The organism is Jiangella gansuensis DSM 44835 (assembly GCF_000515395.1).
Taxonomy (GTDB): domain Bacteria; phylum Actinomycetota; class Actinomycetes; order Jiangellales; family Jiangellaceae; genus Jiangella; species Jiangella gansuensis.
The window spans coordinates 3,109,604-3,124,568 of the sequence record NZ_KI911782.1 but is presented as its reverse complement, the minus strand read 5'-3'; the positions used below and the strand labels follow the sequence as shown (position 1 = coordinate 3,124,568).

At 72.9% G+C, this 14,965-nt stretch carries 12 protein-coding genes; 6 read left to right on the top strand and 6 right to left on the bottom strand.

Features of this window, described 5'->3' with window-relative positions:
• Positions 1-101: 101 nt before the first annotated feature.
• From JIAGA_RS0114990 to mtrA, 3 genes are read right to left on the bottom strand one after another with little or no spacing between them, the layout of a single operon-like run.
• On the bottom strand, positions 102-1,820 hold the full coding sequence (locus tag JIAGA_RS0114990) for an LpqB family beta-propeller domain-containing protein (RefSeq protein WP_026876295.1): 1,719 nt from the start codon (positions 1,818-1,820) through the stop codon (positions 102-104).
• Complete coding sequence (mtrB, locus tag JIAGA_RS29950; RefSeq protein WP_051426119.1) at positions 1,813-3,621, bottom strand: MtrAB system histidine kinase MtrB; 1,809 nt, start codon at positions 3,619-3,621, stop codon at positions 1,813-1,815. The genes JIAGA_RS0114990 and mtrB overlap by 8 nt, the downstream gene beginning before the upstream one ends.
• A gap of 4 nt (positions 3,622-3,625) precedes the next feature.
• Positions 3,626-4,303: an MtrAB system response regulator MtrA gene (gene mtrA / locus JIAGA_RS0114980; protein ID WP_026876294.1), complete on the bottom strand. Its 678-nt coding sequence runs from the start codon at positions 4,301-4,303 to the stop codon at positions 3,626-3,628.
• A 361-nt stretch (positions 4,304-4,664) separates the two neighbouring features.
• Between mtrA and JIAGA_RS29945 the strand changes: the two genes are divergently transcribed.
• Genes JIAGA_RS29945 through JIAGA_RS0114955 form a run of 5 tightly spaced genes read left to right on the top strand, consistent with a single transcriptional unit; the run spans position 4,665 to position 10,260 of the window.
• Positions 4,665-6,038: a hypothetical protein gene (locus JIAGA_RS29945; RefSeq protein WP_051426118.1), complete on the top strand. Its 1,374-nt coding sequence runs from the start codon at positions 4,665-4,667 to the stop codon at positions 6,036-6,038.
• Positions 6,035-6,688, top strand: a complete 654-nt coding sequence (locus JIAGA_RS29940) for a DUF4129 domain-containing protein (protein ID WP_051426117.1) — start codon at positions 6,035-6,037, stop codon at positions 6,686-6,688. The genes JIAGA_RS29945 and JIAGA_RS29940 overlap by 4 nt, the downstream gene beginning before the upstream one ends.
• Positions 6,685-7,971, top strand: a complete 1,287-nt coding sequence (locus tag JIAGA_RS29935; RefSeq protein ID WP_051426116.1) for a DUF4350 domain-containing protein — start codon at positions 6,685-6,687, stop codon at positions 7,969-7,971. The genes JIAGA_RS29940 and JIAGA_RS29935 overlap by 4 nt, the downstream gene beginning before the upstream one ends.
• On the top strand, positions 7,968-8,945 hold the full coding sequence (locus JIAGA_RS0114960; protein WP_035812563.1) for an AAA family ATPase: 978 nt from the start codon (positions 7,968-7,970) through the stop codon (positions 8,943-8,945). Before JIAGA_RS29935 ends, JIAGA_RS0114960 begins: the two co-directional genes overlap by 4 nt.
• 13 nt (positions 8,946-8,958) lie before the next feature.
• Positions 8,959-10,260, top strand: a complete 1,302-nt coding sequence (locus JIAGA_RS0114955; protein WP_026876292.1) for a DUF58 domain-containing protein — start codon at positions 8,959-8,961, stop codon at positions 10,258-10,260.
• A 123-nt stretch (positions 10,261-10,383) separates the two neighbouring features.
• On the opposite strand, the gene JIAGA_RS0114950 is transcribed toward JIAGA_RS0114955, so the two are convergent.
• Positions 10,384-11,385, bottom strand: a complete 1,002-nt coding sequence (locus JIAGA_RS0114950; protein WP_026876291.1) for a stage II sporulation protein M — start codon at positions 11,383-11,385, stop codon at positions 10,384-10,386.
• Positions 11,386-11,487: 102 nt separating this feature from the next.
• On the opposite strand from JIAGA_RS0114950, the gene JIAGA_RS0114945 reads away from it, so the two are divergent.
• Positions 11,488-12,354 (top strand): RDD family protein, encoded by an 867-nt coding sequence (locus JIAGA_RS0114945; RefSeq protein ID WP_026876290.1) that lies wholly within the window; start codon positions 11,488-11,490, stop codon positions 12,352-12,354.
• Positions 12,355-12,362: 8 nt separating this feature from the next.
• Here the strand turns inward: JIAGA_RS0114945 and ahcY are convergent, their stop codons facing one another.
• Both ahcY and JIAGA_RS0114935 read right to left on the bottom strand, forming a co-directional pair.
• Positions 12,363-13,811: an adenosylhomocysteinase gene (gene ahcY / locus JIAGA_RS0114940; protein ID WP_026876289.1), complete on the bottom strand. Its 1,449-nt coding sequence runs from the start codon at positions 13,809-13,811 to the stop codon at positions 12,363-12,365.
• Between the two features lie 196 nt (positions 13,812-14,007).
• Positions 14,008-14,964, bottom strand: a complete 957-nt coding sequence (locus JIAGA_RS0114935; RefSeq protein ID WP_026876288.1) for a cation diffusion facilitator family transporter — start codon at positions 14,962-14,964, stop codon at positions 14,008-14,010.
• Position 14,965 lies beyond the last annotated feature (1 nt).

The following is a 14,965-nucleotide window of genomic DNA, read 5'->3' as shown; positions in this document are numbered from 1 at the left end:
CGACAGCGCCGGGCCGCCTCCAGGCGTCTACTCGCCGGGCGCGGCAAGCATGCCTGGTGGAGCGGGCACACCCATGCCGAACGTGATCATTTCCGGACGGGTCAGCCGGGGTAGGCCGGGGCGCGGCCGGCGCCGATCTCGCTCCAGCTGTTCCCGGCGCGCTGGACGAACAGGACGCCGTCGGCGGTCTCGAGCACGGCCGGCAGCCCGGGCGCGGCGGTGACCCGGACCGCGTCGTCGACGGGGACACCGCGCGGTGTAGTCACCTGGCCGGACAGCCCGACAGTGCGCGGGAGGACGCCCTGCTCCGTACCGGACAGCACGATGACGCTGTCCGACGTGCTCCATGCCCCGCTCGACGTGGTCCAGGCGACGTCGACGGCCTCGCCGGCCGGGCCGATGGCGAGCAGCCCCTCGATCTTGACGGCGCCGCGGCTGTCGGCGTCACGGATGATGTCGCCGACGTAGGCGCGGCCGTCCACGATCATCGCGATGCGGACACCGTCGGGCGACACCGCGAGCCGTTCCACGTCGCGGCCGGCCAGTGCCGGTACCGCGATCTGCACCGGGTTCCCGTCGGCGCGCGCCGCGACCAGCCCGGGACCTTCGACGCCGTGGTCGACCGCCCAGAGCAGGCCGGTGCGGTCCCAGGCCGGTGACGTGAGATCGACTCCCTCCAGCACTGTCTGCAGGACCTCGCCGTCGCCGAAGGTGGCCACCTGCAGCAGGTGTCCGTCGCCGGTGATGACGGCGCCGCGGTTGCCCCCGATGTTCACGGCGACCTCACGCACGTTCGTCATGGAGCCCAGAGGCCCTGGCACCGGCGTCGGTTCCTCACCGCCCAGCGAGACCACGCCGGCCTCCCCGACCGCGTAGGCGGGGGTGTCCGGCCCGAGGACTGCGGGGTCGTACTGGCTCATGCTGGGGTCGCGTGGCGACAGCGCCTCGCCCTGGAACAGCGGAGCCCGCCCGGAGGTCACGGCCACCCGCTCGACGTCGGGCAGCATTCCCAGCGTCCACGTCAGCTGGGCGGCCATCAACTCGCGCATCTCCGGGTCGGCCACCGCGGCGGCCGGACCGAGCTCGACCGTGGCCACGCCACCCTCGACCGGGACGGCGTTCACCTCCAGCTCCGTGCCGTCCGGGAACGCGGTGCGTACCGCCGGGGCCAGCCAGTCCGTGGGCCCGGACAGCACCTTGCGCGCCAGGAGTGTCGCCGCGCTGGCCGTTCGCGGGATGTACACCGGGTCGGGCACGAGCACCTCGAAGCTGGGGTCGAAGAAATACACGTTGCGCGCCTCGTACTCGCGTTCGAAGCTGAACACGGCGATGACGATGCCGGGCTCGGGGTTGGCGATCCGCCACTCGCCGCCTTCCTGCACCAGCTGCAGGTTCAGCCGGCGCACCGTGCCCGGCTCCGCAGCGCGGTACGTGCCGTCCGCTCCTACTGTCGCGGCGACCGACATCTGCACGTCGACGCGGTCCTCGGCGATGGTCTCGAACGTGGGGGTGGCGCCCATGTACACGGTGACGCCCTCGGCCGGGTTCCAGGCCGCGGCGGCCTCGTCGGTCAGGAACTCCCGGGCCGTCTCGTAACCGGGCTCGTACGACGCCATCGCCTCGATGAAGCCGTTCACGATGCCGAGCGGGTTGGCGCCTGGTGCTGGCGGCGGCGCCTCGACCTGGATGAACCGTTGCTCCTCCGACGGCGGCTCGACCGACTCGCCGCCGATGACGGGCCCGGAGGTCGGGATCTCGCTGCACCCGGCTACGACGGCGGCGGCGAGCAGCACCGTGGCCAGGCCGATACCGCTACGCATGCCGCGGCACCTCCTCCGAGGGTTCCGTGTCCTGGCCTGCTGACGACGGCGCCGGCTCACCGCGTGCCGGGCCCGGCACCGGGGGTTCGCCCGGGTCGGAGGGAGTCACGCGGCCGCCGAGCCGCCGGTACGGCCCGCCGACACCGGGCGCGTCGACGGCGTCGTCGCCGACGTCGTCGGGCACCAGCGCCAGCGGCGACGAGCGGAGGTCGTCGCCGGCCACCCGCGGCAGCGTCAGGCGGAACTGCGAGCCCTCGCCCGGCTCACCCCACGCCTGGAGCCAGCCTCCGTGCAGCCGTGCGTCCTCGAGCGCGATGGACAGGCCGAGGCCGGTGCCGCCGGTGGTGCGGGCGCGGGCCGGGTCGGCACGCCAGAACCGGTGGAACACCAGGGACGACTCCCCCGGCTTCAGTCCGACGCCGTGGTCGCGGACGGCCACGGCGACGGCGTGGTCGTCGGCGGCGACCCGGATGCGCACTTCCCGGCCTTCGCCGTGTTCGACGGCGTTGACCACCAGGTTGCGCACGATGCGTTCGATGCGCCGGGAGTCGGCTTCGGCCATGACCGGCTCGGTCGGCACGTCGACCACGAGGTCACTGCCCTTCTGTACGGCCAGCGGGGTCGCGGCGTCGACGACCTTGTGCACGATGTCGCGCAGGTCGCCACGCTCGGCGTTGAGCGCCGCGGCGCCGGCGTCGAAGCGGCTGATCTCCAGCAGGTCGGTGAGCAGCGCCTCGAACCGGTCCAGCTGAGCCTGCAAGAGCTCGACGGAGCGTTCGACGACGGGGTCGAACTCGTCGCGGGACTCGTACAGCACATCGGCGGCCATCCGTACCGTGGTCAGCGGGGTACGCAGTTCGTGCGAGACGTCGGAGACGAACTGCTGCTGCATCCGCGACAACTCCTCCAGCTGGCCGATCTGGTGCTGCAGGCTGGCGGCCATCTGGTTGAAGCTCATGGCCAGCCGGGCGAGGTCGTCGCGGCCGCGTACCGCCATCCGTTCCGACAGCCGCCCGGCGGAGAACCGTTCGGCGATCCGGGCGGCCAGCCGTACCGGCGTCACCACTTGCCGCGCCACCAGCCAGGCGAGCGCACCCAGCAGCAGCACCAACAGCACGCCGGCCGTCGCGAGCGCGGTGAGAACCAGGTCGATGGTCTGCTGCTGCTCGGTGAGGGGGAACAGGTAGTAGAGCTCGTAATCCTCACCGGTCGGGTCGGTGATCTGGCCGCCCACCGCGAGGCCGGGCACGCTGCGCCCGTCGACGTAGTCGATGGCCGTGTAGGTGCGGAAGACCCGCGGCTCGTCGCTGACGCGCTCGCGCAGCGCCGCCGGGACGCTGTCTCGGGCGGCCCGGGAACGGTAGGTGGGTGCGCCTTCCGAGCCGAGCAGGACGATCTCGTACAACGGTTCGGTGGCCGCGGACGTGCTGCCGCCGGCGGCCAGCGTCTCGGCGATCTGCACGAGGGTCTGCCGCAACTCCGCCGGGGTCTGGTCGGCGGCGGCGTCCAGGCTGCGCTGGGCGCTGTCGATGCCCGCCGAGGCGTCGGCCACGGCCGCCTCGGCCTGGGCCCGCAGCAGGCCGTCGGTGATCTGCCTGGACAGGGTGATGCCCAGCAGGGACACCACGACCACCGACAACGTCAGTGTCGCGGTGATGACGCGTAGCTGGATGGAGCGCCGCCACGCTCCGCGCACCAGTTGCCACGGCCGCATCGACCACTGCGCCAGGCGCGGCAGCAGCCGGGTGAGGACGTCGGCACCGGCGGGTGCCGCGGCGCCGTCACGCACCGGGCGGGTCACCGGATCACCCAGGGCCGGCCTTGTACCCCACACCACGAACGGTCACGACGATCTCGGGACGCTCCGGGTCGTGCTCGATCTTGGAGCGCAGGCGCTGCACGTGCACGTTCACCAGCCGGGTGTCGGTGGCGTGGCGGTAGCCCCACACCTTCTCGAGCAACTCCTCACGGGTGAACACCTGCCACGGCCTGCGCGCCAGGCACGCCAGCAGATCGAACTCCAGAGGCGTCAGCGAGATGGGGGTGCCGTCACGCTTGACCGAGTGCCCGGCCACGTCGATGAGGACGTCGCCGACCTGCAGGGTCTCGGGCTTCGGGTCGTCGGTGCGGCGCAGCCTGGCCCGCACCCGGGCGACCAGTTCCTTGGGCTTGAACGGCTTGACGACGTAGTCGTCGGCGCCGGATTCCAGACCGACGACGATGTCGACGGTGTCACTCTTGGCGGTGAGCATGACAATGGGCACGCCTGACTCGGCGCGGATCTCCTTGCACACGTCGATGCCGTCGCGGCCGGGGAGCATCAGATCGAGCAACACGAGGTCGGGCTTGAACTCCCGGAACGCTGGCAGCACGTCGTCACCACGAGTGATGATCGCGTGCTCGTAGCCCTCCCCGCGCAGGACGATTCCGAGCATCTCGGCCAACGCGGTGTCGTCGTCGACGATGAGCACACGTCCTTTCATGTCCATATCGTGACACCGATGTGGCCCGAACGTCGAAAAACCGCCTGTGACCCGCCTGTCGTGCCCCCAAATGATCACGTCCACCATGGCTGTTCCCGCTCCACCAGGGATGTGGGCATGGTGGAGCGGGAGTAGTCCTCGGGCGTACCGGATCGCCGATGATCAACGGACGCGCCGGTCGCCTGGTCCGAACACCGTCGGGGGGACGTGACAGGATGTTCGTGCCTGTGCGAACAGCGCAGGCGTCGTGACCACCGATCGACCGGTGCACCGGCGTCGCCGACGCTCGTGCGACGAGTCAGCACGGGACCGCGCCGACGGCCGAAGCAGCCGCCCGACGTGCACGCGAAGGAGAGGACCGATGTCCGGGAACGCAGGGTCGCCGCCCCCGCCGGACGAGCGCCCTGCCGGCGACGACCAGCCGGACGACCACACCGCGGCCGGACCGCCGCCGGCCCCGCCCTACCCGGGCTGGTCACCGCAGCAGCCGGGCGGTTCACCGGCTGACGGCTGGCAGTCCGGCGGCTGGCAGGCGGGCGGTTGGCAGGCCGGCGGTTGGCAAGCCGGCGGCCCGCAGCAGCCGGACGGGCAGGACCCGGGCGGCCAGAGTCCCGCCGGCGCACCAGGCGGTGCGGGCCCGAATGCACCAGGCGGTACGGGCGCACCAGGCGGTACGGGTGGTCCCGGCGGCTGGCAGTCGCCCGGCGGGTGGCAGCAGCCCGCAGGCGGCACGCCCAGCTGGCGGATCCCCGATGCCAAGCCGGGCGTCATCCCGCTGCGCCCGCTCGGTGTCGGCGAGATCCTCGACGGCGCCGTCACCACCATCCGCCGCAACCTCGGCGCCATGCTGGGCCTGTCCGCGCTGGTCGCGGCGGCCACCCAGATCCTCTCCGCGGCCACCCTGGCCTGGGCGTTCGGCGACCAGATCACCGAACCCGACCTCGGCATCACCGACGAGTCCGAGGCTCTGGACACCCTGGCTCGCGGTATCCCGCTCACCGTGGCGAGTCTGCTCGTCACGCTGGTCGCGACGGTCTTCCTGACCGGTGTGCTGACGGTCGTGGTGGGGCGGGCGGTGCTGGGGCAGCAGTTGAGCATCGGGCAGGCCTGGAACGCGTCGAAGGGCCGCCTGCTGCGGCTGCTGGGCCTGACACTGCTCTACACGTTGATCTGGCTCAGCCCCACCATCCTGGTCATCGTGCTCGCGATCGCGCTGGCCGCGGTCGGTGGCGCGCCGGCGGCCATCCTCGCCGTGCTGGCCGGGCTCGCGGCCATCCCGCTGACGGTGTGGTTGTACGTGCGGTTCGCGCTGTCCATGCCGGCGTTGATGCTCGAGACGTCGGCGGCCGGCAACGGTGGGCCGCGGCCCATCGGGGTGCGTGAGTCGCTGCGCCGGTCCGCCGCGCTGGTGCGCACGTCGTGGTGGCGGGTGTTCGGCATCCTGCTGCTGATCACCATCGTGGTCTGGCTGATCAACCAGGTGGTGGCGGTGCCGTTCGGCCTCCCGGGCGTGCTCGGCGACGGTCCCGACGACACCACCAGCTGGTTCGTGCTCAACACCCTCGCCGGCATGATCGCGGCCACCATCACCGCGCCGTTCTCGGCGGCGGCCACCGCGCTGCTGTACATCGACCGGCGCATCCGTCGTGAGGGCCTCGACATCGAGCTGGCCCAGGCGGCCGGCGTCGAGCTGCCCGGCCGTGGTGGCGGACCGACGGCGCCGCCATCGCCGTGATCAAGGCGTCGGTTCCGGTCGACCTGGGTCGCGACGAGGCCCGTGACCTCGCCCGCGACGAACTGTCCAAGCCCTCGTACGACCGCGACGAGCCGCTGCTCTCCCGGGTACTGCGCTGGTTCGTGGAGCAGATCGAACGGCTTCTCGAGGCCGCCACGGGAGCGTTCTCCAGCCGGCTGGCGGTCGCCGCCATCGTGGCGGTCGTGGTGATGCTGGCGGTGGTCATCGTGCTGCGCACCGGTCCGCTGGCACGGCGGTCGGCTCGCCGGCTGGGCCCGGTCCTGCCCGATCGCCGCCGCACGGCCGCCGAGCATCGCGCCTCCGCCGATGCTGCCGCGGCCCGTTCCGACTGGAACACCGCGGTCGTCGAGCGGTATCGCGCCGTCGTCTCCGCGCTGGAGGAACGCGGCGTCCTCGACACCCGTTCCGGCCGCACCGCCGACGAAGCCGCCCGCGAGACCGGCGCGGCACTGGCCGGAGTCGCCGAGCCGATGCGCCGCGGCGCCTCACTGTTCGACGCGGTCCGCTACGGCGGCGCCGACGCGGTGGCCGCCGACGACGCCGCGCTGCGGTCGCTGGACGACGCCGTGGCCGCCGCCCGGCCGACGACCGGGGCGCCCACCGGGCCGACCCTGGCGGTGCCGTCGTGACGGCGACGACGACGGCGCCCCGCCCGGACGCCGCAACGCAGCCGGCCGAGTCGCGGCCGCTCGACCCGACCCGCTCGGAACACTGGCGCCGGTGGCGGCGCCCGCTCGCCGTCATCGCGCTGCTGCTGAGCACGGCCATCGTGCTCGGCATCGTGCAGAGCCGCGCCAGCCGCGGTTTCCTCGACCCGGACGGCGTCGACGCCAGCGGCGCCCGGGCGCTGGCCCAGCTGCTCGAGGACCAGGGCGTCCGCATCAGCCCGGTCCGCACCGCTACCGACGCCGTCGGCCTCGCCGGACCGGACGACACCCTGCTCGTCACCGTCCCCGACCTCCTGACACCGGAGCAGGTGGACCGCGTGGTCGACACCGGCGCCCGGCTGGTGCTGGTGGCCGCCCGGTCCAGCCTCACCGACTTCGCGCCGGGGCTCTCGCCAACCACCGTGGCCGGGGCCGCGGAGACGGACCCCGGCTGCGACCTGCCGGCCGCGGACCGGGCCGGATCGGCCCGGCTCGGCGACACCGGGTACACCGGCGACGTCAGCCGCACCGGCGGCGCACGCTGCTACCCCGTCGACGGCGACCCGACGCTCGTGGTGACGGCCACCGCCGGTGGCAGCGAGGCGGTCCTGCTCGGCTCCGCCGACCCACTCACCAACGAGCACCTCGACCAGGACGGCAACGCGGCGCTCGCGATGGGCCTGCTCGGCGCGGACGACCACCTGGTCTGGTACCGGCCGGTGCCCGAGACCTCCGACGAGTCCAGTGCGCCGTTCACCGACCAGTTGCCCGGGTGGGTCACGGCCGCCGCCTGGCAGCTCGCGGTCGCCGTGGCGCTGGCCGCGCTGTGGCGGGCCCGGCGGCTGGGCCGGCTGGTGCCGGAGCCGCTGCCCGTCGTCGTCCGGGCCAGCGAGACCACCGAGGGACGGGCCCGGCTCTACCGGCGCGGGCGGTCGCGGGAACACGCCGCGGCGCTGCTCCGGGCGGCGGCGATCCGGCGGCTGCGCGCCACCGCAGGCGGCACCGGTACCAGCTCCGGCTCCGGCGGCACGGCCCCCAGCGGCACGGCCCCCGGCGGCACGGCTTCCGGCGACGTCGCCGCGCTGGCCGCGGTACTCGCCGAACGCACCGGCCGGTCCGCGGACGACATCACCGCCCTGCTGGCCGGACCGGCTCCGGCCGACGACGCCGGCCTGGTCCGCCTGGCCGACGACCTCGACGCCCTCGAGCGGGCCGGTTTCGCCGGCCCCGCGACGTCCACGAGAAGGGATCCCCGTTCACCGTGACCGACGCGTCCATCACCGCACCGGCCGAACCGGCCCGCGAAGCCCTGACCAGCGTCCGGCAGGAGGTCGCGAAGGCGGTCGTCGGGCAGGACCCCGCCGTCACCGGCCTGGTCATCGCGTTGCTCTGCCGCGGCCACGTCCTGCTCGAAGGGGTGCCCGGGGTCGCCAAGACCCTCCTCGTCCGTGCCCTCGCGGCCGCCCTCGAGGTCGAGACGAAGCGGGTCCAGTTCACCCCGGATCTGATGCCCGGCGACATCACCGGCTCGCTCGTCTACGACGCGCGGACCGCGGAGTTCTCGTTCTCAGCCGGCCCGGTGTTCACCAACCTGCTGCTCGCCGACGAGATCAACCGCACTCCGCCGAAGACCCAGGCGGCGCTGCTGGAGGCGATGGAGGAGCGCCAGGTGTCCGTCGACGGTGAACCCCGTCCGCTGCCGGATCCGTTCCTCGTGGCGGCCACCCAGAACCCGATCGAGTACGAGGGCACGTATCCGCTGCCGGAGGCCCAGCTCGACCGGTTCCTGCTGAAGCTCACCGTCTCCGTCCCGGAGCGGGACGACGAGGTCGCGGTGCTGCGCCGGCACGCCGAGGGTTTCGACCCGCGCGACCTGGACGCCGCCGGTGTGCGCACCGTCGCCGGCCCGGCCGACCTGGTGGCGGCGCGCGATGCGGTCGCGGCCGTGCGGGTCGAGCCGGACGTCCTCGCGTACATCGTCGACATCTGCCGGGCCACCCGCACGTCGCCGTCGGTGCAGCTGGGTGTCTCCCCGCGTGGCGCGACGGCGCTGCTCAAGACCGCGCGGGCGTGGGCCTGGCTGTCCGGGCGCGACTTCGTCACTCCCGACGACGTCAAGGCGCTGGCCCGCCCGACCCTGCGGCACCGGCTGACGCTGCGCCCGGAGGCGGAGATGGAGGGTGTGGCGGCCGACTCCGTCCTCGACACCGTCCTGTCCACCGTCGCCGTGCCGCGCTAGGAGGCGTCGGGCGATGGTGGTCTCGGGCCGGGTGGCGCTGCTCGCGGCGCTGGGTGTGGTCGTCGTGGCGGTGGCCGCGCCGTCCGCCGGCGGCGTCGTGGTCGTCTCCGCCGTCGTGGTGGCGCTGGCACTCCTCGACGCCGCGCTCGCCGGCTCACCCCGGCAGCTGCGGCTCGAGCGACGCGGCGACGAGACCGTCCGGCTGGACGAGGCGGCCACCGTCGCCCTCGCCGTCGTGAACACCGGGCGGCGCCCGGTGCGGGGTGTCCTGCGCGACGCCTGGCCGCCGTCGGCCGGTGTGGTCGCGGGGTCCGACCGCTCCGCCGTCGACATCGGGCCCGGCGGCCGGCAGACCGTGCAGACCGTGCTGCGTCCCACCCGGCGCGGCGACCGCCGGTCCGACCGGGTGACGGTGCGCAGCTTCGGCCCGCTGGGACTGGCCGGGCGGCAGGGCTCGCACAGCTCGCCGTGGACGCTGCGGGTGCTGCCACCGTTCCGGGCCCGGCGACATCTACCGTCGCGGCTGAGCCGGCTGCGCGAGATCGACGGCCGTTCGGCGCTGCGGGTCCGCGGCCAGGGGACGGAGTTCGACTCCCTGCGCGAGTACGTCATCGGCGACGACACCCGCTCCATCGACTGGCGGGCGACGGCCCGGCGCGGCGACGTCGTCGTCCGGACCTGGCGGCCGGAGCGCGACCGGCACGTGCTGATCGTCCTCGACACCGGGCGGACCTCGGCCGGCCGGGTGGGCGACGAGCCACGCCTGGACGCCGCCATCGACACCGCGCTGCTGCTCGGCGCGCTGGCCGCCCGCGCCGGGGACCGCGTCGACCTGCTCGCCCACGACCGCAGGGTGCGCGCCGAGGTGGCGCGCCCAGCTCCGGGCGACGTGCTGCGCCGCATGGTCGACGCCGTCGCCACGCTGGAGCCGGAACTGTTGGAGACCGACTACCGGGCGCTGGCCGCGCAGGTCATGGCCCGGGCCGGCCGGCACGCCTTCGTCGTGATCGTCACCGGCCTGGACTCCAGCGCCGTCGAGCTCGGGCTGCTGCCGGTGATCGGGCAGCTCACCCGCCGACACACGGTGCTGGTGGCGTCGGTGGCCGACCCCCGGTTGGCCGCGCTGGCTCGCGGACGGGGCGACGCGGACGCCGTCTACACCGCGGCCGCCGCCGAGCACGACCGGCTGGCCCGGGCCCGGGTGGCCGAACTGCTGTCCCGCCGAGGCGCTCACGTCGTCGACGCCGCCCCCGCGGACCTGCCGCCCGCCGTCGCCGACCGCTACCTCGAGCTCAAGGCCACCGGCCGCCTCTGAATCGGCCCGCCCTTCCCGTTGATCTTGGACTAACCGCGGAATCTGTCGGACATTTCGGGTCGCGATTCCGCGGTTACTCCAAGATCAACCGGGGAGGACCGCGCGGGAACGGCCGGAGGCGGATCAGCCGGCGACGGGGAGCGTGTCGGCGCGCTCGCCGCGGTCGACGTCGCCGACCTCACCGGCCAGCACCGCCCGCCGTCCGTACACCCAGACGTAGGCGAGGAACAGCACCTCGGCGACGACCCCGATGGCGATGCGGCCCCAGGTCGGCAGCCCGGACGGGGTCACGAACGCTTCGATGACGCCGGACACCAGCAGCACCCCGGCCAGTCCGACCGCCATGCCGATGGTGGCCCGGCCGACCTCCGCAAGCGCCGTGGCCCGGCTGCGCGGCCCGGGGTCGATGACGGTCCAGCCCAGCCGGAGCCCGGCGCCGGCCGCGACGAACACCGCCGTCAGCTCCAGCAGCCCGTGCGGGGTGATGAGCCCGAAGAAGATGTCGAGGCGGCCGGCCGCGGCCATCAGCCCGGCCGACGCCGCCAGGTTGACGACGTTCATCCACAGCACGTACACGACCGGGATGCCGAGGAACACCCCCAGCGCCAGGCAGGCCGCCGCCACCCAGGAGTTGTTGACCCAGACCCGGGCCGCGAACGACCCCGCCGGATTCTCGGAGTAGTAGTCCTCGAAATCGTGCTCGACCAGCTGGCGGATCTGCTCCGGCGCGCCGATGGACGCCTGCACGCTCGGGTTGGCGGCCACCCACCACGAGATGGCCACCGACACCGCGACGAACGCCACCGCCACCGCGACCCACCATCGGCGGCTCAGGTACACCGCCGCCGGGAAGCTGACGGTGAGGAAGCGGGTGACGTCGCGCCAGCCCGGGTCGTGCGCGCCGGAGATGGCCGTCCGGGCCCGCGCCACCAGCGCCGACAGTCTCCCGACGACGGCCGGGTCGGGTGCCGCGGAACGCAGCGTGGACAGGTGCGTGGACGCGGCTCGGTACAGCGCGACCAGCTCGTCGGCCTCCGGACCGCTCAGCCGGCCGCGCCTTCGGGCCAGCTGTTCCAGCCGGTCCCATTCGGCGCGGTGCGCGGCGACGAACGCGTCGAGGTCCACGGCAGCCGAGCCTATCGACCCTCCCCTTGATCATCGGCGATCGGCCCCGTCATGGCGTGGTCGATCGCCGATGGTCATGGGGAGTGCGGCAGACTAGCCAGGATGAGCGACCTGGTCACCGGCGAGGCCGTCCCCTTGGAGCTGCGGCTGGCCAAGCTGCCGTCCCGAGCGCTCGCCCTCGTGCTGGACGGCATCCTGCTCGCCGCCGTCGGGCTCGGGCTGCTCCTGCTGTTCACCCAGGTCGTCCCGGACGTCGACGTCGCCCTGGCCAGCGCGATGCTGATCGCCGGCGCGGTGTTCGTGCTCGTCGTGATCCCGACCACCATCGAGACCCTGACCAGGGGCAAGTCAGTGGGTAAGGCCGCGTTCGGGCTGCGGGTGGTGCGCGACGACGGCGGGCCGATCCGGTTCCGGCATGCACTGGTCCGCGCCTTGGCCGGCGTCTTCGCCGACTTCCTCGTGACGCTCGGCGTCGGCGCCGTCGTGTGCTCGCTGCTGAATTCCCGGGACAAGCGGATCGGCGACCTGCTGGCCGGGACCGTCGTCGTCCGGGAACGCATCCCGGCGACGACGGCGCCCCCACCGGCCGTCGATCCGCGCCTGGCCGCCTGGGCGCCGACGCTGGAGCTGTCGCGGCTGCCGGACCAGCTGGCGATGGCTGCCCGCACCCTGCTCGCGCGGGCGCCGCAGCTCGCTCCGGAGGCACGCGACCGGCTCACCACGCAACTGGCGTCCGAGGTCGCATCCGTGGTCAGCCCTCCGCCGCCGCCAGGCACGCCGCCGTGGGCCTACCTGGCCGCGGTGCTGGCCGAGCGTCGCCGCCGGGACAGTCTCAGGTTCGCCCCGCGCGAAGGCGCCGGGGACGGGCACGTCGCCGCGGCCGCCCCCGAACCGCGGCCCGCGTCCCCGCATGGAGACGAACAGGCGGAGCGGCCCCGGCACGACCAGGGCTTCGCTCCGCCGTCCTGACCGTCGCCTCAGTAGCGGTAGTGCTCGCTCTTGTACGGCCCGTCGACCGGGATGCCGAGGTAGCCCGCCTGAGCCGGGGTCAGCTCGGTGAGTTTCACCCCGAGCGCGTCCAGGTGCAGCCGGGCCACCTTCTCGTCCAGATGCTTGGGCAGCGTGTACACGCCCAGCGGGTAGTCCTGGCTCTTCGTGAACAGCTCGATCTGGGCCAGGACCTGGTTGGTGAAGGAGTTCGACATCACGAACGACGGGTGCCCGGTCGCGTTGCCGAGGTTCAGCAGCCGGCCTTCCGACAGCACGATCACGGTGTGCCCGTCGGGGAACCGCCACTCGTGCACCTGGGGCTTGATCTCCGTGCGTGTCACACCCGGCACCGCGGCCAGACCGGCCATGTCGATCTCGTTGTCGAAGTGACCGATGTTGCCGATGATGGCCTGGTGCTTGGCCCGCGACAGGTGCTCCGCCGTGATGACGTCGCGGTTCCCGGTCGCGGTGATGACGATGTCGGCCCGCTCGATGACGTCGTCGAGTGTGGTGACCTCGTAGCCGTCCATGGCCGCCTGCAGCGCGCAGATCGGGTCGATCTCGGTCACCACGACGCGGGCGCCCTGACCGCGCAGCGACTCCGCGCACCCCTTGCCGACGTCGCCGTAGCCGCACACCACCGCGACCTTGCCGCCGATGAGCACATCGGTGGCCCGGTTGATGCCGTCGATCAGCGAGTGCCGGCACCCGTACTTGTTGTCGAACTTGCTCTTCGTGACCGAGTCGTTCACGTTGATCCCCGAGAACAACAACGCCCCGTCGCGCATCATCTCGTAGAGACGGTGCACCCCGGTCGTGGTCTCCTCGGTCACGCCCTTGATCTCCTGAGCCATCGCCGTCCAGCGGCCGGGGGCCTCGGCCAGCGACCGCTGCAGCACCCCCAGCACGACCCGCCACTCGTCGGGGTCGCCCTCCGCCGGCGCCGGGACAGCACCGGCCTTCTCGAACTCGACGCCCTTGTGGACCAGCAGCGTGGCGTCGCCGCCGTCGTCGAGAATCATGTTCGGGCCGCCAGAGCCAGAACCAGTGTCGGGCCACCGTAGAGCCTGCTCGGTGCACCACCAGTACTCCTCCAGCGTCTCGCCCTTCCAGGCGAACACCGGCACCCCCGCCGGCGCGTCCACCGTGCCGTCCGGGCCGACCGCGATCGCCGCGGCCGCGTGGTCCTGGGTGGAGAAGATGTTGCACGACGCCCACCGGACCTCGGCGCCGAGCGCCACGAGCGTCTCGATCAACACCGCGGTCTGCACGGTCATGTGCAGCGATCCGGTGATGCGGGCACCGGTCAGCGGCTTGCTCTCCCCGTACTCGGCGCGCATGGCCATCAGACCGGGCATCTCGTGTTCGGCCAGGCGGATCTCACGACGGCCGAACTCGGCCAGCGACAGGTCAGCGACCTTGAAGTCGACGGACATGGGACAGTTCCTCTCAGCGGATGACTGATGGGTCGGACGGCGGGCACGGCAGGACAGCGCCGAACGGTCCGACCCGGCGCGACCCATCTGAGTCCGCGGCATCACCTGCGCCGGTGTGGTCGCCGCCGAGTTTACTCCCCCGCCTCCCATGATCATCAAGAGTTGGCCCGGTGATGGCCGGGTCAACTCTTGATGATCATGGGGAAGGCGCGGAGCGTGCGGCCCGGTCGAGGTCGGGTTCGAGGTAGATGTGGGTGGCCTCCGGCACCGCCGCCCGGATGCGCGCCTCGGCGCCGTCGATGGCCGCGGCGATCTGTTCGCCCGTCTGGTCGCGACGCACCGCCAGCTTCGCCGCCACCAGCAACTCCTCCGGGCCGGTGTAGAGCGTGCGCAGGTGGATGACGCGCCCGATGTCGTCGCCGGCGATCGCCGCGGCGTGGATGGCCTTGACGTTCTCCGCCGCCGCGCCCTCGCCGATCAGCAGGCTGGACATCTCGATGGCCAGGATGACGGCGATGATCACCAGCAGCACCCCGATGGCCGCGGTACCGGCGACGTCCCAGTACGCGTTGTCCGTGATCAGGGCCATGCCCACGCCGATCAGAGCGAACACCAGGCCCAGCAGCGCACCGATGTCCTCGAGCAGGATCACCGGCAGCTCCGGCGACTTCGCCCGGCGTACGAACCGCACCCACGAGGCGCCCTGACGGACCCGGTTCGACTCGATGACCGCGGTACGCAGCGAGAACGTCTCCATGATGATGGCGGCGACCAGCACCGCGATGGGCACCCACCACCACCGGCTCTCCAGCAGCTCGTTCGGGTGACCGGCGTGCACCTCTTCGTACTTGTGGTACGCCTCGTACAGCGCGAACAGGCCACCGATGCTGAACAACACGATGGACACGATGAACGCGAACACGTACCGCACCCGGCCGTAGCCGAACGGGTGCTCCGGCGTCGCCTTGCGCTGCGCCCGGCGGCCGCCGACCAGCAGCAGCACCTGGTTGCCGGCGTCGGCGACGGAGTGCACCGCCTCGGCGAGCATCGAGGACGCCCCCGTCAGTGCGAACGCGATGAACTTGGTGATCGCGATGCCGGTGTTGGCCAGGAGCGCGGCGAGGACTGCCTTGGTACCACCTTCAGTGGCCATG